This is a genomic window from Serratia sp. CY38905 (genome assembly GCF_052168875.1).
GTDB classification, from domain to species: domain Bacteria; phylum Pseudomonadota; class Gammaproteobacteria; order Enterobacterales; family Enterobacteriaceae; genus Serratia; species Serratia sarumanii.
Genome location: NZ_JBJNLV010000008.1, coordinates 176090 through 199178 on the forward strand (window position 1 = coordinate 176090; position 23089 = coordinate 199178).

Here is a 23089-nt window from a genome sequence, read left to right on the forward strand (position 1 = left end):
AGAAAACAGATAATGGCGAGCTATTTTATTGGCGTAGACGTGGGCACCGGAAGCGCGCGCGCGGGCGTATTCGATCTCAATGGCCGCATGGTCGGCCAGGCCAGCCGGGCCATCGATCTGTACCGGCCGAAGGCGGATTTCGTCGAGCAGTCGTCGGATAACATCTGGCAGGCGGTGTGCAATGCGGTGCGCGACGCGGTCAACCAGGCCGACATCAACCCGATCCAGGTCAAGGGGTTGGGCTTCGACGCCACCTGTTCGCTGGTGGTGCTGGATAAAGAGGGCAAGCCGCTGACCGTCAGCCCCTCCGGCCGCACCGAACAGAACATCATCGTGTGGATGGATCACCGGGCGATCGCCCAGGCCGAGCGCATCAACGCCACCAAACACCGGGTGCTGGACTTCGTCGGCGGCATTATCTCGCCGGAGATGCAGACGCCGAAACTGCTGTGGCTGAAACAGCACATGCCCACCACCTGGGCCAACGCCGGCTACCTGTTCGATCTGCCGGACTTCCTCACCTGGCGCGCCACCCAGGACGCCACCCGCTCGCTGTGTTCGACGGTATGCAAGTGGACCTATCTCGGCCACGAACAGCGCTGGGACAAGAGCTACTTCCAGCAGATCGGGCTGGAAGACGTGCTGGAACATGACGCGGCCAAGATCGGCAGCGACGTCAAAATGATGGGCGAGCCGCTGGGCCACGGCCTGACCCAGCGCGCCGCCGGCGAGATGGGGCTGATCGCCGGCACGGCGGTGAGCGTGTCGATCATCGACGCCCACGCCGGCACCCTCGGCACGCTGGGCGCCACCGGCGTCTCCGGCGAGGTGGCCGACTTCAACCGCCGCGTCGCGCTGATCGGCGGCACCTCCACCGGCCATATGGCGATGTCGCGCACCGCGCGCTTTATCGGCGGTGTCTGGGGGCCGTATTACTCGGCGATCCTGCCGGAATACTGGCTGAACGAAGGCGGCCAGTCCGCCACCGGCGCGCTGATCGACCACGTCATCCAGTCGCACCCGTGCTACCCGGAGCTACTGACGCAGGCGAAAACTCAGGGGCAGACCATCTATGAGGTGTTGAACGCCATTCTGCGCCGCATGGCCGGCGAGCCGGAGAATATCGCCTTCCTGACGCAGGACATTCATATGCTGCCGTACTTCCACGGCAACCGCTCGCCGCGCGCCAACCCGACGCTGACCGGCATCCTGACCGGGCTGAAGCTGTCGCGCACGCCGGAGGACATGGCGCTGCACTACCTGGCCACCATTCAGGCCATCGCGCTCGGCACCCGCCACATCATCGAAACCATGAACCACAGCGGCTACAGCATCGACACCATTATGGCCAGCGGCGGCGGCACCAAGAACCCGATCTTCGTGCAGGAGCACGCCAACGCCACCGGCTGCGCCATGCTGCTGCCGGAGGAGAGCGAAGCGATGCTGCTGGGCGGCGCGATGATGGGCACCGTGGCGGCCGGCGTGTTCGACACCCTGCCGGAGGCGATGAGCGCCATGAGCCGCATCGGCAAGACGGTCACGCCGCAGACCAACCAGATAAAAAGCTACTACGACCGCAAATACCGGGTATTCCACGAGCTGTACAACGACCACATGAAATACCGCCGGTTGATGCAGGAGGAGGCGTGATGCAGCAGGAATGGCGGCAGGCCGTGCAGGGTTGGCAAACCTACAGTCAGGAGCTGGCGCAGCTGGGCGAGCGCCTCGACGCGCGCACCTGGCAGCGGCTGCTGACGCTGCTGGCCGACTGCCGCGGTAAAATTGCCGTCACCGGCGTCGGCACCTCGGGGATTGCGGCGCGCAAGATAGCCCACATGCTGGCCTGCGTGGAACGGCCGGCGGTCTACCTCGACGCCACCGGCGCGGCGCACGGCGATCTGGGCTTTCTGCGCGCCGACGATCTGCTGATCCTGATCTCACGCGGCGGCAATTCCGACGAGCTGACCCGCCTGCTGCCGACGCTGCAGGCCAAGGGCGTGACGCTGATCGCGGTGACGGAAAACCCGCATTCCGCCATCGCACAGGCGGCGCAGTTGACGATCGCCACCGGGGTGCAAAAGGAGATAGATCCGCTGAACATGCTGGCCACCACCTCAATTGTGCTGGTGCTGGCGATCTTCGACGCCGCCTGCGCCTGCCTGATGGCGCGCAGCGGTTACGACAAGGACGCCTTGCTGGCAGTGCATCCGGGCGGCGGCGTGGGGAAAAGCTTGCGGGAGGAAAACTGAGGGCCCGACACGGCGGGCCCGGCAGACATTACAGCGGCATGTAGATATCGAAACGGTGGCTTTTGGTCAGCGTGGCGGCGTGCGCCGGCACGTCGGCCAGCGGCGGCGCGTAGTCCGGGCGCTTCACCACCACGCGCTTGGTCGCCAAACGGCGCGCCGGCTCCAGCAGGCCGTCGGCGTCATCGTCGCTGCCCACCAGCGATTGAAACACCCGCATCTCTTTCTTCACCAGCGCGCTTTTTTGCTTGTGCGGGAACATCGGATCGAGATACACCACTTCGGGGCGCGGGCTGAGATCCGCCAGCGCCGTCAGGCTGGAGGCGTGCAGCAGCGTCAGGCGCTCGCGCAGCCACGGGCCGATTTCCGCATCCTGATAGCCGCGCTGCAGGCCGTCGTCCAGCAACGCCGCCACCACCGGATTGCGCTCCAGCATCCGCACCCGACAGCCCAGCGCCGCCAGCACGAAGGCGTCGCGCCCCAGCCCGGCGGTAGCGTCCACCACGTCCGGCAGATAGCTGCCCTTGATGCCGACCGCTTTGGCCACCGCCTCGCCGCGGCCGCCGCCGAAGCGGCGCCGGTGCGCCATGGTGCCGGTGACGAAATCGACGTAGATTCCGCCGAGCTTCGGCTCGTCGCGCTTGCGCAGCTCCAGCCGCTGCGGGGTCAGTACCAGCGCCATCGGCGCGTCGTCGTCGGACGTCAGCCGCCAGCGCTGCGCCAAAACAGACAAGGCGCCGGGATCGGCGCCTGCTTCACACAATAAACACACGCTCACGTGTCGGGTTATCCTTTAATGCCGTAATGGCGCAGCATAGCATCCAGCTGCGGCTCGCGGCCACGGAAGCGTTTGAACAGCGCCATCGGCTCTTCCGAACCGCCGCGCGACAGGATGTTGTCGAGGAAGGATTTGCCGGTTTCGGCGTTGAAAATCCCTTCTTCTTCGAAGCGCGAGTAGGCGTCGGCCGACAGCACTTCCGCCCACAGGTAGCTGTAGTAACCCGCCGCATAGCCGCCGGCGAAGATGTGGCTGAAGGCGTGCGGGAAGCGGCCCCAGCTTGGCGAAGGCACCACCGCCACCATTTTCTTCACTTCCGCCAGCGTCGGCAGGATCTGCGCCCCTTTTTCCGGGCTGTATTCGAAGTGCATGCGGAAATCGAACAGGCCGAACTCCAGCTGGCGCAGGATGAACAGCGCCGCCTGGTAATTCTTGGCCGCCAGCAGCTTGTCGAGCATGGCCTTCGGCAGCGGCTCGCCGCTCTGGTAATGGCCGGAGATAAACGCCAGCGCTTCCGGCTCCCAGCACCAGTTTTCCATAAACTGGCTCGGCAGCTCGACCGCATCCCACGGCACCCCGTTGATGCCGGAGACGCCGGCGGTATCGATCTGCGTCAGCATGTGGTGCAGACCGTGGCCGAACTCGTGGAACAGCGTGGTCACTTCGTTATGGGTGAACAGCGCCGGCTGGTCGCCCAGCGGGCGGTTGAAATTGCAGGTCAGGTAAGCGACCGGCTTTTGCAGCGTGCCGTCGGCCTTGCGCAGGCTGCCGACGCAGTCGTCCATCCAGGCGCCGCCGCGTTTGTTTTCGCGGGCGTACAGATCGAGGTAGAAGCTGCCACGCAGCTCGCCGTCGGCGGCGAACAGATCGAAGAAGCGCACGTCCGGATGCCAGGTCTCCACGTCTTTACGCTCTTTGGCGGTGATGCCGTAGATGCGTTTCACCACTTCGAACAGCCCTTCCACCACCCGCTGTTCCGGGAAGTACGGGCGCAGTTGCTCGTCGCTGATGGAGAACAGGTGCTGCTTCTGTTTTTCGCCGTAATAGGTGATGTCCCAGGCTTCGAGCTCGTCCACGCCATAGTGCTGTTTGGCGAAGGCGCGCAGCTGCGCCAGCTCTTGCTCGGCCTGCGGGCGGGCGCGCTTGGCCAGATCGCTCAGGAAGCCGATCACCTGCTCCGGGCTCTCCGCCATTTTGGTCGCCAGCGACTTGTCGGCGTAGGTATCGAAGCCCAGCAACTGAGCCAGCTCATGGCGCAGCGCCAGCGTTTCCGCCATCACTTCGCTGTTGTCCCATTTGCCGGCGTTCGGCCCCTGATCGGAGGCGCGGGTGGCGAAGGCGCGGTACATCTCTTCGCGCAGCGCGCGGTTGTCGGCGTAGGTCAGCACCGGCAGGTAGCTCGGCATGTCCAGCGTCAGCAGCCAACCGTCCTGCTCTTTGGCCTGCGCCATCGCCTGTGCCTGCGCCAGGGCGCTCTCCGGCAGGCCGCTCAGCTCGGCTTCGTCGGTAATCAGTTTGCTCCAGCCCATGGTGGCGTCGAGCACGTTGTTGCTGTAAGTGGAACCCAGTTCGGACAGGCGCGCGACGATCTCGCCGTAGCGCTGCTGTTTATCCGCCGACAGGCCGATGCCCGACAGTTCGAAGTCGCGCAGCGCGTTGTCCACCGCCTTGCGCTGCGGCACGCTCAGCGCCTCAAACGCCGCGCCCTCTTTCAGGCTGCGGTAGGCCTGGTACAGCCCTTCGTGCTGGCCGACCCAGGTGCCGTACTCGGACAGCAGCGGCAGCGCCTGCTCATAGGCGGCGCGCAGCTCCGGGCTGTTTTTCACCGAGTTCAGGTGCCCGATCGGCGACCAGATGCGCGACAGCCGATCGTCCGACTCCGCCAGCGGCTGACACAGATTGTCCCAAGTGAACGGCCCCGGCTGCGCAACCACGCGCTCTACCGCGGCGCGGCAGTCCGCCAGCGCGGATTGCACCGCAGGCACGATATCTTCAGGGCGGATCGCCGAGAACGGCGGCAGGGAAAACGGGGTCAGCAACGGATTTGTCATAGGGCAGTCCTGATTAGCGTTGGGGCCCGCCGTGGGGCGAGCCTTAAAATGCGTATGAATCTCTAACATGGAGCCAGACAACAGGAAAATCAATGCCCGGCGTTGATCGTTGGTGCCTTAAACGGCGCTTTGGCGGATGCGGGCGGCCAGCGCCGCCAGCTGCTCGTCGTCGGCGCGCGCGGCGTCGTGGGAGGAGATATAGCCCTCGTAACGCGCGAAAAACTTCGGCGAGGTCGATTCGATCGGCCGCCACTGCTCCAGCGACGCGGTGCCGTGCAGCGGGATCAGTTTGGCGTGCACGTGGTCGACGCCGTAACCTTCGAACACCATGCCGCAGCGGCCGACGTCGTCGAACGCGCGATCCAGCTGCTTCGCCACCCGCTTGCTCGCCAGCATCAGCGCGCCCAACACCTCGTCCGGCAGGTCAAAGGCATAGCTCGGGTGGTGCGCCTTGGGGATCACCACGCTAAAACCGTCGGTGTTGGGGAAGATGGACAGGAACGCCAGATGGTCGTCGTCTTCCCAGATTTTATGGCACGGCGCCTTGCCCGCCACGATGTCGCAAAAAATGCAGCTCATCCTTTCTCCTTGTGATTCACAGCGTTTCAACCCATTCGAACGCTTCGAACACCGGCCGCCAGAACGCCCGTTTGCTCATCGTCCTGTCCCTTTCTGTGAACGTCTGCGGCAACGGAGTCCGGTTTTTCCCGGCCAGACAGTTTATACTGTGCAGATTATAAGCCTTATTGCATTGAATGCTCCGCCTGCGGAGCACAAGGAACCGCCACCCGTCATGTTAAGTTATCGCCACAGTTTCCACGCCGGCAACCACGCCGACGTGCTCAAGCACACCGTTCAGAGCCTGATCATCGAGTCGCTGAAGGAAAAAGAGAAGCCGTTCCTGTATCTGGATACCCACTCGGGCGCGGGCCGTTATCAGCTCAGCGGCGAACACGCCGAGCGCACCGGCGAATACCTGGAAGGCATCGGCCTGCTGTGGCAGCGCGACGATCTGCCGGAAGAGCTGGCGGCCTACATGAGCGTGGTGCACAACTTCAACCGTTCCGGCACGCTGCGCTACTACCCCGGTTCGCCGCTGATCGCCCGCCAGCTGCTGCGCCCGCAGGACAAAATTCACCTGACCGAGCTGCACCCGAGCGACTACCCGCTGCTGCGCAGCGAGTTCCAGAAAGACGAGCGCGCCAAAGTGCAGCGCGCCGACGGCTATCAGCAGCTGAAATCCCAGCTGCCGCCCCTGTCGCGCCGCGGCCTGATCCTGATGGACCCGCCGTATGAAATGAAGACCGATTACCAGGACGTGGTCAAAGGCATTCAGGAAGGCTACAAGCGTTTCGCCACCGGCACCTACGCGCTGTGGTACCCGGTGGTGATGCGCCAGCAGATCAAACGCATGCTGCGCGATCTGGAAGCCACCGGCATTCGCCGCATTCTGCAGATCGAACTGGCGGTGAAACCCGACAGCGATCAGCGCGGCATGACCGCCTCCGGCATGATCGTCATCAACCCGCCGTGGAAACTGGAACAGCAGATGAAAAACGTGCTGCCGTGGCTGCACAAGGTGCTGGTGCCGTCGGGCATCGGCCACCATCTGGTGAACTGGGTGGTACCGGAATAATCCCCGGCAGGGCGCTGTTCGCCGCGCCCTGCGTCCACCTATCGCAGCCATCGACGCAATCTTTGCGACAAACCCCGGTCAGGCGTTAAACTCTTACCCTCTTCAAATTCACAACTCATGGAAATCCCAGATGACGAAACATTACGATTATCTAGCAATTGGCGGCGGCAGCGGCGGTATCGCATCGATCAACCGGGCAGCCATGTACGGCCAAAAGTGTGCGCTGATTGAAGCCAAAGAGCTGGGCGGCACCTGTGTAAACGTGGGTTGTGTACCGAAAAAAGTCATGTGGCACGCGGCGCAGATCGCCGAGGCCATCCATCAGTACGGCCCGGACTACGGCTTCGACACCACCGTCAACGCCTTCGACTGGAAGAAGCTGGTCGCCAACCGCACCGCCTATATCGACCGTATCCACAACTCCTACGATAACGTGCTGGGCAAGAACAAGGTCGACGTGATCAAAGGCTTCGCGCGCTTCGTGGATGCGCACACCGTGGAAGTGAACGGCGAGACCATCACCGCCGACCACATCCTGATCGCCACCGGCGGCCGCCCGAGCCACCCGGCTATTCCGGGTGCGGAATACGGCATCGACTCCGACGGCTTCTTTGAGCTGGACGCCATGCCGAAGCGCGTCGCCGTAGTCGGCGCCGGCTATATCGCCGTGGAGATCGCCGGCGTGCTGAACGCGCTGGGCGCGGAAACGCACCTGTTCGTGCGCAAACACGCGCCGCTGCGCAGCTTCGATCCGATGATCGTCGAAACCCTGGTGGAAGTGATGAACACCGAAGGGCCGAGCCTGCATACCGAATCGGTGCCGAAAGCGATCGTCAAGAACGCCGACGGCAGCCTGACGCTGCAGCTGGAAAACGGCAAGGCATTCACCGTCGACTGCCTGATTTGGGCCATCGGCCGCGAACCGGCGACCGACAACCTGAACCTCGGCGTTACCGGGGTGAAAACCAATGAGAAAGGCTACATTGACGTCGATAAGTTCCAGAACACCAATGTCAAAGGCATCTACGCGGTGGGCGACAACACCGGCGCGGTAGAGCTGACCCCGGTCGCCGTGGCCGCCGGCCGCCGCCTGTCCGAGCGCCTGTTCAACAACAAGCCGGATGAGCACCTGGATTACAGCAACATCGCCACCGTGGTGTTCAGCCACCCGCCGATCGGCACTATCGGCCTGACCGAGCCGGAAGCCATCGAGAAGTTCGGCGCGGACAACGTGAAGGTGTACAAATCCTCCTTCACCGCCATGTACAGCGCCGTGACGCAGCACCGCCAGCCGTGCCGCATGAAGCTGGTGTGCGCGGGTAAAGAAGAGAAAATCGTCGGCCTGCACGGCATCGGCTTCGGCATGGATGAAATCCTGCAGGGCTTCGCCGTGGCGGTGAAGATGGGCGCCACCAAGAAGGACTTCGACAACACCGTGGCGATCCACCCGACCGCGGCGGAAGAGTTCGTTACCATGCGCTGAGGCGCAGCCTCGCCGAGTTCCGGCGCATAACAGGCCAGGCGCGAAAGCGTCTGGCTTTTTTATTTATCTCGCTCGCCTCACGGCGCCCGGTGGTAGTGATCGCGAAGAAACACCGGCAAATCGTTCGCTGGCGAAGCGAAGGGCACCTGATAGAGCATATCGCCGACAAAACCGCGATGATAGGTCGCGTGGTTGACGACATGCAGCACGATTTCCTGGCGCGTCATGCGACCTTCCCCCCCGCCGACGAATTCGAACTGCACCACCTGCGCCAGCGCCTCGGGCGACCAGTTATCCACCTGTTCGATATACCAGTGGTCCATTTCCTCCACCGCACACCGCAGAGCGTCAAGCGCGGGCGTTTGCTCGGTGTTGCGCGCGAGGTAGCCATGTTTTCGACCTTGCAGGTGGTGCCTGAAGATATCGTCCACCACATAGACATGATTCAAGGTATGCACCATATTGCCAAAACGGGTCGGCCGCGGCCGCAAGGCTTCACCGGCCGGCAAAGACATTACGGTGTCAAAGGTCAGCGCATTCGCCCACGCTTTGTAACGTACCAGCATTTTCAACGTATCGATGACCGTCGTCGGCTGAGTGATATCAGCTTCGACGGGGGTATCGTTTTGTGGCATCGCAAACATACTGTTCACTCCTTATCATCGGATGAAAATCGATATTCCGTTCAGCCGCACACAGTGCGGCGACGCGTTCTACGCCGTGCCAATCCCTTGCAACCGCCCTTCGACCTGAATGCGCGTATTGCCGCCCACCCAAATCCGGCCACCCTCGTCGCGGGTGATATGCACGTGCCCGTTGCGCCCACGACAGCGGCCCTGAGCGGCAATATATCCGCCGCTGACCACGCCGCTTGCGAACAACCACTGGGCCAGGGAGGCATTGAGACTGCCGGTGACCGGATCTTCGACGATAGCGCCAAGATGATCGCTCAAAAAAGCGCGCACTTCGAAGGCTGCGTCACCCTCGGCATGTGGGCCGACGACGCCAATGTCCACTCTGCGCGGCCAGCTTCTCGCCGGCGTCAGGGAAAGCACCCGCTCGGCGCTGGCCAGCCGGATCCCCAGCCACCCCGGGCCATTATCGATCCAGGCGGCATCGAGCACCTCATCAGACGCGATCCCCAAAAACTGCAACGCGTCGGCCAACGTCTCTCCTAACGGCGCCCCGGAACGAATCAACGGTGGCGCGGCAAAACACAACCGCCCTCCCTCGCGACGAATGCTCACCAATCCTGCTCCGCACTCCTGGATGATCTCCGTCTCGTTGCTGGGCGCCCCTCCCAGAGCGAGCCAGGCATGGCAGCTGCCCAACGTCGGGTGCCCGGCAAACGGCATTTCACGATCCAGCGTGAATATTCGCACCCGGTAATCCGCCTGTGGGTGCGTCGGCGGCAGTAAAAAGGCCGTCTCCGACAGGTTGAACCAACGCGTCAAGCGCTGCATGTCCTCCGTCGACAACGCTCCGGCGCCCGCGATCACCGCCAACGGATTGCCGGCGAGTGGCCCGGCGCCAAAGACATCCACCATCTGCATGCCAAAAACCATCGCCTCTCTCCTCAGGTTAACGCCGGGCGTGCGTGATTACCCCCGCGATATCAACAGCTCCAGGCCCACGCAAGCGAACAGCAGCGCAAGCATTCCTTCAATCCAGCGCCTCACCCGGGTATAAAACGCGATCATCGGCGCCGTTGAGAACAGCAGGGCATACCCCCCGAAAATCGTCACGCCGAGCAACGCACAACCGCCGATAATCGCCGGTAAAACGCCTTCAGGCGCCCCTTGTCGCAAACCCAGCGACATGATCGCCATCCAGGACATGATGGCCTTGGGATTACTGAGATGCATCAGCACGCCCTGCCGATACAACTTCCGATAAGATCGCCCGCCATCCCCTGCCGCTATCCCTGTCGAGACGGGAGACGCCCGTAATGCGGATTGGCCGGCGCGCAGCGCCAGATACAGCATATACACGCCGCCGACGATTTTGATGGCCCACAGCGCCTGCGCATATGTGGCCAGCACGGCGGAAAGGCCGGTCGCGGCCAACAGTGCCCAGCACAGCGATCCGGTCACCACTCCGGCAGCCAGCGCCAGTGCGGGTGAGCGGCCGTCACGCATCGCCACGCCCATGATCGCCATGTTGCTGGGGCCCGGACTGGCGGTTGCGAGAAGATATGCGCCATAAACCAACGCAAGCTGACTGACATTCATGGAAAAACTCCGCTGACCCGCCTTGCGGCCGAGACGTTGTTGAAAACTCGGGGACTCTTCACCAACATAGTATGTGTTACACTTTTCACCTATTTAAATAGTGTCACGTGACACTATTCATTTTTCGGAGCATCACCATGCGGCTTCAATCGCCCTGGCAACCTCGCCTGGCCAATGCGGAAGTCACCACCGTCGAGCGGCTGGTGTTGGCGTTAGGCGACGACATTATCGAGGGTAAATTGCAGGGTGGCGATCGTCTGCCGGCTCACCGTACGCTCGCCTGGCAATTAGAGATCGGTCTGGGCACGGTGACCAAAGCCTATGCCATCCTGGAACGACGCGGGTTGGTACGCAGCGTGAAAGGCCGCGGGATGTTCGTGGCGATTCGCCACGCCCGTGAAAAACGCGAAATCGATCTTTCGTCCAATGTGCCGCCGGCGGTGCTGACCGATCGTTTGCTGGCGCGCACGCTGGCCAGCATTGCGCGGAAAATGGATGCGGATCATCTGAACCTCTATTCCCCTCCGACCGGGCATCTGGAGCACCGACGTTTGTTGGCCCGCTGGCTCGAAAACGTCGGCGTCACGATCGAACCGTCGAATCTGGCGCTGACCAGCAATGCCCGTCAGGCGATTTCACTGGCTTTTGACCTGGCCTGCGGGCCACGCGGGACGATACTGACGGAGAGAATCAGCTATCCCGGCGCGATCGCGCTGGCCCGGCGCAAAGGCCATTGCTTGATCGGTATCGATATCGATGCGCAAGGCATGGTGCCGCAAGCGCTGTCTCGCGCGCTCGAGCGTGTCTCCTGCGGCCATACTGCGGTCTATCTGACACCGACGCTGCATAACCCGACAACGGCCACCATGAGCGCCGAGCGCAGGCAGGCTATCGTCGAGATATGCCGGCAGGCGAATGTCTGGATCATCGAGGATGGCGTGTATGCCTTGGGGCATTCAGCAACGCCTGCGCTCGCGACATTGGCACCCGAGCGGGTGTTCCATGTCAATGGCTTGTCGAAAACGCTCGGCCCGGGGTTGCGGATCGGTATGCTGACTCTGCCGCCCGGCATGCAAAACGCGGCGGAAGAAGCCTTGCAAGATATTCCCTTCGCGCCTTCGCCACTGTCTTGCGCAGTGGTGGGGGAGTGGCTGTCCAGCGGCGCGGTCGAGGCGATACCGCAAGCGTTGCGCCATGAGGCTCAGCGCAGAGTGCATCTGGCCACCTCGATATTCGACGCCGGCGAATGCGTATCGCATCCCGACGCTTATCATGTCTGGCTGCCGATGCCGCGCGAAACCGCCGAGTCTGTGGCCGCCGCCGCCGCATTGGCCAACGTAAAAGTGACGCCGCCGGACGCCGTGATGGTGGACCGCGACGAACGGGCAACGGGCATTCGCCTGTGCCTGGGTTCCTCTTCGCTGGACGAGCTAACGGCAGGCCTGACACAGCTGGCGCAGCTGTTGAAAGCACATCGGAACGGCTGACAAACGGAAGGGAAAGGTTACGCGCACGGGACGACCGGTTCAGGCCTGTTCTTTTTGTGCGGTTTACTATTCCTTTCGCGCCCGCCTGCTTTTTCTGCCATTATTCTGCCTGATAAATTAGCGGGACTGATACAACCTCCCCGCGCCTCTGGAGAACACCGATGCTGTTCAAACTATGCAAAACCCTTGCGATGGCCTGCGTGGCCCTGATTATCGCCCAGAGCAGCGCGCTCAGCTTTACCCTCGAAGTGGCGGGCAAGATCGACAACGTGACCGACCCGGTCAACAAAAGCTATCTGTTCACCGATAAGCAGCTGTTGGCGATGCCGGTGCGCAGCATCACCACCTCCACTTCCTGGACGCCGCAGAGAAAATTCGAAGGGATTTCGGTGGCCGATATCCTGGAGCGCGTCGGCGCCAAGGGCGAGACGCTGACCTTCTATGCGCTGAACGACTATTACATCGACGTGCCGCTGTCCGACGTCAAAAAGTACAACATGATCCTGGCCTACAAGATGGACGGGGAGATGCTGAAACTCAGAAACTTCGGACCGCTGTTCCTGGTTTACCCGCGCGACGCCGCCGGGCCTGAACTGAACTCGCCGTTGTACAACTCGCGCTTTATCTGGCAAGTGGACAGGATCGTGATCAAATGAAGCTGACGACCTTTAAGAACGGCAGCAGGCTGGCGATCCCGGCCATTTTCGCCGCGCTGTTTTTAGTGGCTTCGACCGTCACGCTCTATTACTACAGCGCCACCCTGTCGAAGAAAGGGCTGTATGCCATCGCCGGCACGCAGGAGAACTACTCCTGGTCAATCGCCAAGTTCTCCATCAAGCTGGCGGAGTTCGACACGCTGGTCGAGCAGCAAAGCCACGCCGCGCAGGTGGACAACGACAACCTGCGGCTGCGGTTCGAAATCCTCTATTCGCGTTTTTACGTGCTGGAAACCGTCTCCGAATCGACCCAGCCGCTGTACGCCGAGCCGGGCTACCCGGAAGTGGTCAAACAGATGCGCCTGCAGATGGATCGCATCGATAAGCTGCTGAGCAGTCGGAAAATCGACTTCGGCCAGGTTTCCGCGGCCATGAGAGCCATCAAGCCTTACGCCATCGAAATGGCCAACCTGACCGACCACGCCGAGGTGAAGCAGCGCACCGCCGCCTATGAGGATTACATCGAGAAACGGCACATTATTTTCTATGGGCTGGTGATCGTCATGTTCTCGGTGATCGCGCTGATCGCCATCACCCTGATCGTGTTCCGTCAGCAGCGGCTGACCATTCGCCAGCAGGCCAAGGCCATCGAGGCGGAGAAAGCGACGCGCACCAAAAACGCCTTCCTCGGCGCCATCGGCCACGAGCTGCGCACCTCATTGCAGAGCGTGATGTCGGCCATCGACGTGCTGGTGAATACCCGGGTGTCGGCTGAGCATGCGGACACCTTCCAGCGGCTGGAGACCGCCGCGCAGCAAATCGAAAGCCAGATGAAAGATCTGACCGACTACGCGCACCTCGACAGCGGCATGATGGAATTGCGCATCGTGCCGTTCGACGCGCAGAAGCTGATCGCGGAGACCGCCAACGAAATCGCCACCCTGACCCGCAAAGAGCAGGTCAAACTGAGCTGTGAAGTGGAATGCAGCCACCTGCTGGTGCACTCCGATCCGCTGCGCATCCGGCAGATTATCGTCAACCTGCTGACCAACGCCTACAAGTACACCGAAAGCGGCAGCATTACGCTGCACAGCTGCCTGCGCCGCCAGCCGGGCGGCAGTTCGTTGATTATCGAAGTGACCGACACCGGCATCGGTATCGAAAAAGACCAGCTCGATCAGATCTTCAAGCCCTTTACCCAGTTGGATCAGTCGCATACCAAGCAGTATGCCGGCGTCGGGATGGGGCTGGCGATCGTGCACGGCTTGGTGACATTGCTCGACGGCACCATCACGGTGTACAGCGAAATCAAGAAGGGCAGCACCTTTATCGTCAGCATTCCGGTGCAGATCAGTGAAGACGAACGCGCCGACGCGCCCGCCGCCGCCAATGCCTCTCTGCAGCAGAAGCCACAGCAGGTGCTGGTGGTGGATGACAACAAGTCGGTGGGTGACGCCTTTGCGGCGCTATTGGACAAGCTGGGCTACCAGCACGAACTGTGCGACTCGCCGGAGCGCGCGCTGCAGAAGCTGCTCAGACGCCCTTACGACGCGCTGTTGCTGGATCTGCAGATGCCGGGCATCGACGGCGCCGCCCTGGCCAGGCAGCTGCGCAACCGCCGCGGCCCCAACCGCCATGTGCCGATCATCGGCATCAGCGCCTACACGCCGGAGCAGCTGACGGCGGATCAGCGCGCCCTGTTCGATAACTACCTGATGAAGCCGGTTCGGCTGGATGCGCTGTCAAACGCGCTGGCCGAGGTGTTCCCCGCTAAAGATTAAAACAGCGTTGCAGTGCGGCTTCGATCACATGGAGCCGCACCGGCTTTTCATAAGGGCCAAGCACGTCGTACTCGCGCATCGCCTGAGCGATTTCCGACTCGCGTCGGTCGGTACCCAGTTCGCCGGTCAGCACCAGTACCGGCGCGTCCGGGTTGTCGGAGGCGCGAATGGTGGCGATACAGCGATCCGCCGTTTCCTCACCGATCAGCCAGTCCACCACGTAGCCGTCGAACAGGCTTTGCTGCAATGCCTGACAGAAACTGTCGACGTCGTAAAACGCCACCGCGTTGAAGCCGCAGCCGCCGAGATACTTGGCCAGCTCATCGGCCGCCTGATGCGAATCGTCCAATACCGCGATGCTCAGCCGCTCGTCGTCGCCGAAGCCGGGCCGGATTTCGATCAGATCGACGCCGTAACGCGGGCCTGCCGGTGCCTCATCGGCGCGATAGATACGCCACTGCCCTTCCACGCGCAGCGCCACAAATTCCGCCGGCCGCCCGGCAGGAAGCTCATCGCCAATGTGCCCGACGCAAGGCATCGCCACCCCCGCCACGAAAAAGATGGCATCGCGCGCCATGTTTGGCTCGGTGGTCTCGTGTTCGGCGCTCAAATCGGCGATCGCCGCCGGCGTTTCTCCCAACGCGGCCGCGACGCTGTTGATCTGTTCCAGCGTCCAGGGGCTTTGCCCTTTCAGTTTGCGGTGCGCATGTGAAAAACTCAGATCCAAGATGCGGCTGAGCTCGCGGGCATGCTGACGTTTTCCAATCCCGTAATGTAAAAACAGCTCCCTGACCCGATTGGCAATCGACTGTGAATCGAATTTTTGGTGATTGTTATCCATTTGTTCCTTCGATTTTTTTTACTGATTTATCAGTCGTTTTGATTATTTCCGCTGAAAAAGCCACATCTAAAACTGGCATCTCATGCAATTATGCGTTAAAAACGTTGCTTGACATACCATGTTGCATCGTCAAACATGGTATCAAAAGAGACATACAGCAATACACTATAAAAAATAACACCAGCACGTTTTTTAATAATAACCATAGTAACACCAGGGAAAATTTGTTCCGTTGCCGCTACTGAGACGATGAGCACATCGCTCGGACTGCGCAAATCAAACGGGGCTTGAGCCTTTAGCGCTAATCTGTTTTACCCACTTTTAAGCCGGGATCCGTCAGGATCCCGGTTTTTTATTGCCCTGGCGCCGCGCCATCATACGGACTCACCCCGCAGCCGCAAATAAAAACGGAGCCGGCATGCCGGCTCCGTGGTCATTGCGATGATCGCTGAACGTCAGAAGCGCCAGGTAAAACCGGCGTTGACGCTGTTGTCCTGATGGTTCTGCGACAGCAGCCCGCCGTAGCCCAGCGACAGCGTGGCGTTTTCGTTCACCGCCACTTCCGCCCCCGCCTTCAGCACCATGCCGTCGCGCGAGACCGGTACGCTGTCCACCACGAACGGCGCGTTGCCGCCGTTGAACCGCAGCCCGGTACCTCGTTCCAGCCCGCCGTACTGGTGTTGCCACCCCAGCTCACTGCGCAGCGCCACCGTCGTGCCCGGGGTCACCTGCCAGGCGGTGTCCGCGCGCAGGCCCAGCGTCGACACCGTCGCGTCCGTGTGCTGCTTGTCGCCGCGCAATGCCGCCGCGCCGCCGCTTTCCGCGATGCCGTTGTTCTCGAAGTTCACGTACGCCAGGTTCACGAACGGCTCCAGATTCAGCCACTCACCCTGCACGCTGTAGCCCGCTTCCGCGAACAGTTGCTCGGTGCGCGCGCTGTACTTCGCCGTGTCGCGGTCCGACTGCATCCCGTAGTTCACCGACCGCTTGGTGTCGATGCGGTGCCAGGTGTAGCCCGCCCCGCCGCGCAGCGCCAGCGCCCCGAACTGCTTGTCGCCGTACGCCGCCAGGTGGTAGTTGTCGCTGTCCGCCTTCGACCCGTACCCGCCGTGCAGCGAGGTGCGGGTGTAGCCGGTCGCCACCCCCAGCCGCCAGTCGTCCGCCGCCGCCGAGTCCAGCCCCACCAGCACCCCGTAGGTCGAGGCCTGATAGCCGGTAGCATTGGCGTCGCCCGACGCGTGGTCCCACGCCCCCAGCAGCTGCGCCCAGGCACCGCCTTCATCCGCCTTGATGGCCGACGAGCTCGCCAGCCCTTCCGCCTGACGCAGGCGCCCGTTCAGCGCCTCACGCAGGTAGCGGCTGTCGTTCACCAGCGCCGAGGCGATGTCCGCATGGATTTCCCCCGACAGCTGACGGAACGCCTGCCGCGCTTCGCCCGCCGTGCCGCTGCCGAGCAGGCTCTCGTACACCGGGTTGCCCGCCGCCAGCGCATCCGCCGCCGCCGCCACCGCCCGCTCGTTCGCCGTCTGCGCCACGCTGGCGAAGCTGGTGCCGTTGCGCCCGACGCTCAGTGTCACCCCGGTCGGCTGGTAGCTCAGCCCGGTGCCGAGGAACAGGTAGTTCGGCGCCACCGTGTCAAACTGCCCGCTCACCCCCTGCTGCGCGCTCAGGATGGTGTACTGCTGGCCCAGCAGGCTGCGCACCTCGCTTTGCGTCAGCAGGTTGGGGCTGTTCTCCAGCGTCACCGCCACCTCGCCGCCGCCGATCGTCGCCGATCCGCTGCTCTGGATCCGATCGCTCTGGCCGTTCGGCCCCACTTCCACCGCGTAGCGCGAACCCGGCTCGAAGCTGACGTTGCCGGCCACGTTCAGGGTACCGATCGAGTTGCCCGGCGCCACGGTGCCGCCGCGGCGGGCAGTCAGCGAACCCACCGTGCCGCTGCCGCCGACAATACCGCCGCTCTGCACGCTGACGGCCGAAGTGACCGAGCCGTTGACTGCCAACCGCCCCTGATTGACCAGCGTCGGGCCGGCATAGGTGTTGGCGCCGGTCATGACCAGCGTGCCCATCCCTTCTTTGGTCAGGCCGCCGTGGCCGGAGATGTTGTTGGAGTAGACTTCCAGTTCGCAGCTGATGTCGTCACACTTTCTGGCGTGCAGCGTGCCGGCATCCACCTCGGCGCCCAGGCCCGGAATATTGGCGACAAACTGGGTCGGGCCGTAGGCCACGCCCGTCGGATCCGGGATGCGGAACTCCGCCGGAATATCCTCGACGGTATAGAACATGCCCGGGCCGTTAATGGCTTTGCCCAGGTTGATCATCCCCCAGCCGTAGAGCGCGTCGATGCCCGGCGCGCCCATGTCGGTGGCGGTAGTTTTCAGCACGTCGGCAATCTGCGCCGAACTCATGTACGGGAAACGCTGCAGCAACACCGCCACCGCGCCGGTGACGTGCGGCGTCGCCATCGAGGTGCCGTTTTTATTGCCGTAGTCCGACACCAGGTTGGCCGGATCGGAACCGTTGGCCACGGTGCTGTAGATTTTGCTGCCCGGCGACGAGACGCAGAAGCTGGCGGTATAGCCGCAGCGGGAAGAGAAGCTGCTGATGGTGTAAGGCACGCTGTTGGTCGATGCCGCATCCTGCGCCACGCTGGCGACCGACAGCCAGTTTGGCGCGATGTCCGGCACGAAGTAGGCCAGCCCGCTGATCACATCCGGCTGGTTGTAGTTGCCGTCGTTACCGGCGGCGAACAGCACCAGAATATTTTTGCGCGCGGCGTCGATGGCGCCCTGATAGCCTGCGCCGGCCAGGCTGCCGAGCAGCGGTTTGACCTGATCGAATTGTTCCTGCGCATCCTTCAGCTCAAAGTGCAGCGCGTTAGGATCGCGGCCGCCGTCGGACAGAAAGTCGGGAATACTGACGCCCCAGCTGTTGTTGATCACCCGCACGCCGTTGTTGATCATCGCCTGCCAGCCGGCATTGGTGACGGCGCCGTCCAGGCCGAGGAATTCACCATAGGCCGGGCCGTCGTTGTCGTTATCGACGCTGATCACCTGCGAATCGAAAGCCACGCCGTGCATGCCGACGCCGTCGCGGTTGGCGGCGCTGATGCCCGCAACGTGCACCCCATGATTGCTCAGCATGCCCTGTGAGCCGCTGTAGAAGTGGAAGGTGCCGTCGAAGTAAAAGCGGTCGCCGGCGTTAATGCCCGGCCGGTGCGGATCGGTGTAGGCGCGATAGCCTTCGGTGACCACGTTGATCAGTTTGCCGTCGCCGGCGAACTCGGGATGGCGGTTGACCGGGGTATCGAAAATGCCCACCTTCTGCCCTTTGCCGGTATAGCCGGCGGCGTAGGCCTCATCGGCGTGGATCGCCCCCAGCCCCCAGTTGGCGTTGAATTCGGCGTTGCGCCAGCTGGCCGGATCGCCGGCTTGGCCGTTCACCTCGTGCGGCGCCGCCTGTGCATACCCCGCCAGCGCCATGCAGCAGACCAGCGCGTTCAGCCGCCACGGCGAGCGGCGAGCATTTCCTTTGCTATCAAAACCCATTGTTGTTGTCATTTCCTTACCTTTTGCTTGTTATTGGCCGACGCCTCAGGTGCGCCGGGCTTTCATTAGCAGGATGTGAAAAAGGAACCGTCCGCAGACGGTTCCGGTACAAGGATTGAATCGATGGTGTTTGTGCTTAGAAGCGCCAGGTGAAACCGGCGTTGACGCTGTTGTCCTGGTGGTTCTGCGACAGCAGCCCGCCGTAGCCCAGCGACAGCGTGGCGTTCTCGTTCACCGCCACTTCCGCCCCCGCCTTCAGCACCATGCCGTCGCGCGAGACCGGCACGCTGTCCACCACGAACGGCGCGTTGCCGCCGTTGAACCGCAGCCCGGTGCCACGCTCCAGACTGCCGTACTGATGTTGCCATCCCAGCTCGCTGCGCAGCGCCACCGTCGTGCCCGGGCTCACCTGCCATTCGGTGTCCGCACGCAGGCCCAGCGTCGACACCGTCGCGTCCGTGTGCTGCTTGTCGCCGCGCAATGCCGCCGCGCCGCCGCTTTCCGCGATGCCGTTGTTCTCGAAGTTCACGTACGCCAGGTTCACGAACGGCTCCAGATTCAGCCACTCACCCTGCACGCTGTAGCCCGCTTCCGCGAACAGCTGCTCGGTGCGCGCGCTGTACTTCGCCGTGTCGCGATCCGACTGCATCCCGTAGTTCACCGACCGCTTGGTGTCGATGCGGTGCCAGGTGTAGCCCGCCCCGCCGCGCAGCGCCAGCGCCCCGAACTGCTTGTCGCCATACGCCGCCAGGTGGTAGTTGTCGCTGTCCGCCTTCGACCCGTACCCGCCGTGCAGCGAGGTGCGGGTGTAGCCGGTCGCCACCCCCAGCCGCCAGTCGTCCGCCGCCGCCGAGTCCAGCCCCACCAGCACCCCGTAGGTCGAGGCCTGATAACCCGTGGCGTTGGCGTCGCCCGACGCGTGGTCCCACGCCCCCAGCAGCTGCGCCCAGGCACCGCCCTCATCCGCCTTGATGGCCGACGAGCTCGCCAGCCCTTCCGCCTGACGCAGGCGCCCGTTCAGCGCCTCGCGCAGGTAGCGGCTGTCGTTCACCAGCGCCGACGCGATGTCCGCATGGATTTGCCCCGACAGCTGGCGGAACGCCTGCCGCGCTTCGCCCGCCGTGCCGCTGCCGAGCAGGCTCTCGTACACCGGGTTGCCCGCCGCCAGCGCATCCGCCGCCACCGCCACCGCCCGCTCGTTCGAGGTCTGCGCCACGCTGGCGAAGCTGGTGCCGTTGCGCCCGACGCTCAGCGTCACCCCGGTCGGCTGGTAGCTCAGCCCGGTACCGAGGAACAGGTAGTTCGGCGCCACCGCGTCAAACTGCCCGCTCACCCCCTGCTGCGCGCTCAAAATGTTGTACTGCTGGCCCAGCAGGCTGCGCACCTCGCTTTGCGTCAGCAGGTTGGGGCTGTTCTCCAGCGTCACTGCCACCTCGCCGCCGCCGATCGTCGCCGATCCGCTGCTCTGGATCCGATCGCTCTGGCCGTTCGGCCCCACTTCCACCGCGTAGCGCGAACCCGGCTCGAAGCTGACGTTACCGGCCACGTTAAGGGTACCGATCGAGTTGCCCGGCGCCACGGTGCCGCCATCACGGGCGGTCAGCGAACCGACCGTACCGCTGCCGCCGACGATGCCGCCGCTCTGCACGCTGACGGCCGAGGTGACCGAGCCGTTGACTGCCAGCCGCCCCTGATTGACCAGCGTCGGGCCGGAATAGGTGTTGGTTCCGGTCAGCACCAGCGTGCCGATGCCCTGCTTGGTCAGGCCGCCGTGGCCGGAGATGTCGTTACTCCAGAAGTCCAGGCCGCAAAGATCGCTGCTGCAGACGCGCTCGGTCGGTTTGCCCTTGTCCAGCACCGCGCCAACGCCCGGCAGATCCACCACGAACTGGGTCGGGCCGTAAGCCACGCCCGTCGGATCCGGGATGCGGAATTCTTCGGGAATATCCTCGACGGTCGCCAACATGCCAGGGCCGTTGATGGCTTTGCCCAGGTTGATCATCCCCCAGCCGTAGAGCGCGTCGATGCCCGGCGCCCCCATGTCGGTGGCGGTGGTTTTCAGCACTTCCGCCACCTGTGCGCCATTCAGATACGGGAAACGCTCCATCAGCACCGCGACGCTGCCGGCCACGTGCGGCGCCGCCATCGAGGTGCCGCTGTATTTGGCGTAGCCGGTCGTCAGATTCTCCACGCTGGTGCCTTCGATCACCGAGCTGTATACCCGGGTACCCGGTGCCGAGACGCACAAACTGGCGGTGTAGCCGCAGCGTGAAGAGAAGGTGCTGATGCTGTAATCGCCGCTATTGGTGGGATCCTGCAGGCTGGCGACCGACAGCCAGTTCGGCGCGATATCCGGCACGAAATACGCCAGGCCGGCCATGGCGTCCGGGTTGTTCAGGTTGTAATCGTTACCGGCGGCGAAGATGGTGACCACGCCGCTGCGCGCCGCATCGATCGCGCCCTGATAGGCGCCGCCGGGCTTGGTGCCCAGGATAACCTTGATCTGATCGAACTGCTTTTGCGCATCGTCGACCGTGAAATGAGGATAAGCGGGATCTTTGCCTCCCTTGGCGAATTTATCGGTAATGCCGATGCCCCAGCTGTTGTTGATGATGCGCGCGCCGCTGGCCACCAGCTTATCCCAACCGGCCTGGTAAACCGCGCCGTCGTTACCGAGGATGATGCCATCCTCCGGGCCGGGATCGCCGTTTTCGGCGCTGATGATCTGCGCGTTGAACGCCACGCCGTGCATGGCGCCGCCGTCGCGGCTGCCGGCGGCGATGCCGCCCACGTGGGTGCCGTGCGAACCGAGCGTGCCGTCGGAATCCACGCTCGGCGTGCCGTCATAGCGGAAGTCATCGCCTTTCTTCACCGGGATATAGGGATCGGTGTATTCGCGGATGCCTTCGGTAACCAGATTGATCACCTTATCAGGACCGGAAAACTCGGGGTGCTTGGCGTAGACCGGCTGATCGAAAATGCCGAGTTTGATGCCTTTGCCGGTATAACCGGCGGCGTAGGCCTGGTCGGCGTGGATCGCCCCCAGCCCCCATTCCGCGTTGAATTCACTGCTGCGCCAGCTGGCCGGATCGCCCGCTTTGCCGTTCTCTATATAGCTGGCGGCCTGCGCCCCGCCGATCGCCGTCAGGCAGATCAGCATCGCGCTCCATTGTGCGCGATGAACTCCGATTTCAGGCCAGCCGAAGGCCGCCCGAGCGGATTTGACTCCTCTAAGTTTCTTCTCCATCCCAGATACCGTCCGTTGTTGTTTGCAAATGTTTTATAAGATTTTTTGTGTAACAGTTTGGTAATACCAAATAAATAAAGCACAACAATCTCAAGTGCGCTTAATGTGTCATCCGGCAGTTCGGCGGGAGGAGAGAAAGTTTCAGGGGTGAATCAGGCCAGCGACGATAAGAAATGACAATGACGCTTGGCGGTATCGGAGCGGCGATAGCACGTGAGGGAATAAATATTAATTAACTGATAAATAAAAATATAATTCAGGGGTAACTGAAAGGTGTGGCCGCCTGAAAAGTGCTTAACAGGCGTCTTTTATCACTTTTAATTATAAATTTTGCCAATATTCACTCAGTGAATTATGCTGGTTTTTCAGTCAGCCATCGGCAAAAATTGGATTATCCTGCTGATGTTTTTTTGCGGTTCGTCGCGTCCTCTTCCGCCTGACGAAGGATGGCTTTGGCCATCCATTGCGTGACGTCCTGAATGCTCTCAAGCTCCAGCCCCCAGATATCTTTCAGCACCAGGAACACCTCCGAGCCGTAAATCAGCGAGAAAGCATGAATCACTCTCTGCAGAGAGTCCGGCGGCAGTTTGCCCTGCAGCGGTTCTACCGCCAGCGCCAACAGACGCTTGCGGTTGCCGCGCACGAATTTTTCGCCCGGCGTCGCGTGCGCCCACTGCTGCAAAGAGAGCTGCAACGCCGCGCGCAACGCCCCCTCGTGCCGTTCCATCTGAGGATAGGCGAAGGTCAGCAACTGCTGAATGCGCTTCAGGGCATCATCGTCTTGCGGGCGCCATTCCAGAATAGGCCCCAGGCTTTCCGCCACCACGGCGCTAATCAGCGCACTCTGGGTCGGAAAGTAGCGGTAGGCGGTCGCACGCGATACCTGCGCATACGCCGCCAGTTCGGTGATCGAAGGAAACGCGCCTTCGTCATACAGCGCCATCGCGCTGGCCAGCAACAAACGGTAGGTTTTTGCCCGGGTGGACGTCAGTGAAGGATCGAACGGGGTGGGAAAAGCATTTATCGGCACTTAAACCTCATACATCTGTACATGCTTGCGCGGCTGGAGATACGCCACTGCCGACAGGTTGACGACAAAGGCTC

17 protein-coding genes are annotated in these 23089 nt (G+C 62.5%); 7 read left to right on the top strand and 10 right to left on the bottom strand.

The annotated features are described in order from the left end of the window. Nucleotides 1-12 precede the first annotated feature (12 nt). Nucleotides 13-1650, top strand: coding sequence for an FGGY-family carbohydrate kinase (locus tag ACJ8MK_RS17655; RefSeq protein ID WP_039569021.1), 1638 nt, complete (start codon nt 13-15; stop codon nt 1648-1650). After that, entirely contained in the window at nt 1650-2249 is a 600-nt protein-coding gene (locus ACJ8MK_RS17660) for a KpsF/GutQ family sugar-phosphate isomerase (protein ID WP_033654479.1), read from the top strand. The genes ACJ8MK_RS17655 and ACJ8MK_RS17660 overlap by 1 nt, the downstream gene beginning before the upstream one ends. A 28-nt stretch (nt 2250-2277) precedes the next feature. On the opposite strand, the gene rsmJ is transcribed toward ACJ8MK_RS17660, so the two are convergent. The 3 genes from rsmJ to ACJ8MK_RS17675 all read right to left on the bottom strand — a co-directional run bounded on the left by rsmJ (nt 2278) and on the right by ACJ8MK_RS17675 (nt 5654). After that, nucleotides 2278-3024, bottom strand: coding sequence for a 16S rRNA (guanine(1516)-N(2))-methyltransferase RsmJ (gene rsmJ, locus ACJ8MK_RS17665; protein ID WP_033654480.1), 747 nt, complete (start codon nt 3022-3024; stop codon nt 2278-2280). 8 nt (nt 3025-3032) lie between these two features. After that, nucleotides 3033-5075: an oligopeptidase A gene (gene prlC / locus ACJ8MK_RS17670; protein ID WP_033649387.1), complete on the bottom strand. Its 2043-nt coding sequence runs from the start codon at nt 5073-5075 to the stop codon at nt 3033-3035. A 117-nt stretch (nt 5076-5192) separates the two neighbouring features. Beyond that, nucleotides 5193-5654, bottom strand: coding sequence for an HIT family protein (locus ACJ8MK_RS17675; protein WP_442517937.1), 462 nt, complete (start codon nt 5652-5654; stop codon nt 5193-5195). A gap of 214 nt (nt 5655-5868) precedes the next feature. Between ACJ8MK_RS17675 and ACJ8MK_RS17680 the strand changes: the two genes are divergently transcribed. Then, complete coding sequence (locus ACJ8MK_RS17680; protein ID WP_004931012.1) at nt 5869-6711, top strand: 23S rRNA (adenine(2030)-N(6))-methyltransferase RlmJ; 843 nt, start codon at nt 5869-5871, stop codon at nt 6709-6711. Nucleotides 6712-6841: 130 nt separating this feature from the next. Continuing rightward, nucleotides 6842-8194, top strand: a complete 1353-nt coding sequence (gene gorA / locus ACJ8MK_RS17685) for a glutathione-disulfide reductase (protein ID WP_103830361.1) — start codon at nt 6842-6844, stop codon at nt 8192-8194. Nucleotides 8195-8271: 77 nt separating this feature from the next. Here the strand turns inward: gorA and ACJ8MK_RS17690 are convergent, their stop codons facing one another. The 3 genes from ACJ8MK_RS17690 to ACJ8MK_RS17700 all read right to left on the bottom strand — a co-directional run bounded on the left by ACJ8MK_RS17690 (nt 8272) and on the right by ACJ8MK_RS17700 (nt 10425). Continuing rightward, nucleotides 8272-8838: a DinB family protein gene (locus ACJ8MK_RS17690; protein ID WP_442517938.1), complete on the bottom strand. Its 567-nt coding sequence runs from the start codon at nt 8836-8838 to the stop codon at nt 8272-8274. 69 nt (nt 8839-8907) lie between these two features. Beyond that, nucleotides 8908-9759, bottom strand: a complete 852-nt coding sequence (locus ACJ8MK_RS17695) for a PhzF family phenazine biosynthesis protein (RefSeq protein WP_442517939.1) — start codon at nt 9757-9759, stop codon at nt 8908-8910. Nucleotides 9760-9795: 36 nt separating this feature from the next. Continuing rightward, the gene (locus tag ACJ8MK_RS17700) at nt 9796-10425 is read right to left on the bottom strand and encodes a LysE family translocator (RefSeq protein WP_442517940.1); all 630 of its coding nucleotides are present in this window, start codon (nt 10423-10425) and stop codon (nt 9796-9798) included. Between the two features lie 137 nt (nt 10426-10562). Here ACJ8MK_RS17700 and ACJ8MK_RS17705 point away from each other — a divergent pair, with 137 nt between their 5' ends. The 3 genes from ACJ8MK_RS17705 to ACJ8MK_RS17715 all read left to right on the top strand — a co-directional run bounded on the left by ACJ8MK_RS17705 (nt 10563) and on the right by ACJ8MK_RS17715 (nt 14349). Further along, on the top strand, nt 10563-11912 hold the full coding sequence (locus ACJ8MK_RS17705) for an aminotransferase-like domain-containing protein (RefSeq protein ID WP_049195607.1): 1350 nt from the start codon (nt 10563-10565) through the stop codon (nt 11910-11912). Between the two features lie 161 nt (nt 11913-12073). Next, a complete protein-coding gene (locus ACJ8MK_RS17710) occupies nt 12074-12568 on the top strand; it encodes a molybdopterin-dependent oxidoreductase (protein ID WP_033636391.1) in 495 nt (164 codons plus the stop codon). Further along, nucleotides 12565-14349 (top strand): ATP-binding response regulator, encoded by a 1785-nt coding sequence (locus ACJ8MK_RS17715; protein WP_033636392.1) that lies wholly within the window; start codon nt 12565-12567, stop codon nt 14347-14349. Before ACJ8MK_RS17710 ends, ACJ8MK_RS17715 begins: the two co-directional genes overlap by 4 nt. On the opposite strand, the gene ACJ8MK_RS17720 is transcribed toward ACJ8MK_RS17715, so the two are convergent. From ACJ8MK_RS17720 to ACJ8MK_RS17735, 4 genes are all read right to left on the bottom strand, one after another. Beyond that, a complete protein-coding gene (locus ACJ8MK_RS17720) occupies nt 14339-15190 on the bottom strand; it encodes a helix-turn-helix domain-containing protein (protein ID WP_033636393.1) in 852 nt (283 codons plus the stop codon). The genes ACJ8MK_RS17715 and ACJ8MK_RS17720 overlap by 11 nt on opposite strands. 455 nt (nt 15191-15645) lie before the next feature. Continuing rightward, nucleotides 15646-18672: an autotransporter outer membrane beta-barrel domain-containing protein gene (locus tag ACJ8MK_RS17725; protein WP_442517947.1), complete on the bottom strand. Its 3027-nt coding sequence runs from the start codon at nt 18670-18672 to the stop codon at nt 15646-15648. 202 nt (nt 18673-18874) lie between these two features. After that, on the bottom strand, nt 18875-21898 hold the full coding sequence (locus tag ACJ8MK_RS17730) for an autotransporter outer membrane beta-barrel domain-containing protein (protein ID WP_442517941.1): 3024 nt from the start codon (nt 21896-21898) through the stop codon (nt 18875-18877). Nucleotides 21899-22376: 478 nt separating this feature from the next. Beyond that, the gene (locus ACJ8MK_RS17735) at nt 22377-23015 is read right to left on the bottom strand and encodes a TetR/AcrR family transcriptional regulator (protein ID WP_033636396.1); all 639 of its coding nucleotides are present in this window, start codon (nt 23013-23015) and stop codon (nt 22377-22379) included. Nucleotides 23016-23089: the final 74 nt, after the last annotated feature.

Excerpts from the sequence above, each read along its gene's own strand:
- ACJ8MK_RS17655 (WP_039569021.1), top strand. The coding sequence starts at position 13 with ATGGCGAGCTATTTTATTGGCGTAGACGTGGGCACCGGAAGCGCGCGC.
- ACJ8MK_RS17660 (WP_033654479.1), top strand. The coding sequence starts at position 1,650 with ATGCAGCAGGAATGGCGGCAGGCCGTGCAGGGTTGGCAAACCTACAGT.
- prlC (WP_033649387.1), bottom strand. The coding sequence starts at position 5,075 with ATGACAAATCCGTTGCTGACCCCGTTTTCCCTGCCGCCGTTCTCGGCG.
- ACJ8MK_RS17675 (WP_442517937.1), bottom strand. The coding sequence starts at position 5,654 with ATGAGCTGCATTTTTTGCGACATCGTGGCGGGCAAGGCGCCGTGCCAT.
- ACJ8MK_RS17680 (WP_004931012.1), top strand. The coding sequence starts at position 5,869 with ATGTTAAGTTATCGCCACAGTTTCCACGCCGGCAACCACGCCGACGTG.
- gorA (WP_103830361.1), top strand. The coding sequence starts at position 6,842 with ATGACGAAACATTACGATTATCTAGCAATTGGCGGCGGCAGCGGCGGT.
- ACJ8MK_RS17690 (WP_442517938.1), bottom strand. The coding sequence starts at position 8,838 with ATGTTTGCGATGCCACAAAACGATACCCCCGTCGAAGCTGATATCACT.
- ACJ8MK_RS17695 (WP_442517939.1), bottom strand. The coding sequence starts at position 9,759 with ATGGTTTTTGGCATGCAGATGGTGGATGTCTTTGGCGCCGGGCCACTC.
- ACJ8MK_RS17700 (WP_442517940.1), bottom strand. The coding sequence starts at position 10,425 with ATGAATGTCAGTCAGCTTGCGTTGGTTTATGGCGCATATCTTCTCGCA.
- ACJ8MK_RS17705 (WP_049195607.1), top strand. The coding sequence starts at position 10,563 with ATGCGGCTTCAATCGCCCTGGCAACCTCGCCTGGCCAATGCGGAAGTC.
- ACJ8MK_RS17710 (WP_033636391.1), top strand. The coding sequence starts at position 12,074 with ATGCTGTTCAAACTATGCAAAACCCTTGCGATGGCCTGCGTGGCCCTG.
- ACJ8MK_RS17715 (WP_033636392.1), top strand. The coding sequence starts at position 12,565 with ATGAAGCTGACGACCTTTAAGAACGGCAGCAGGCTGGCGATCCCGGCC.
- ACJ8MK_RS17720 (WP_033636393.1), bottom strand. The coding sequence starts at position 15,190 with ATGGATAACAATCACCAAAAATTCGATTCACAGTCGATTGCCAATCGG.
- ACJ8MK_RS17725 (WP_442517947.1), bottom strand. The coding sequence starts at position 18,672 with ATGGCGCTGGCGGGGTATGCACAGGCGGCGCCGCACGAGGTGAACGGC.
- ACJ8MK_RS17730 (WP_442517941.1), bottom strand. The coding sequence starts at position 21,898 with ATGCTGATCTGCCTGACGGCGATCGGCGGGGCGCAGGCCGCCAGCTAT.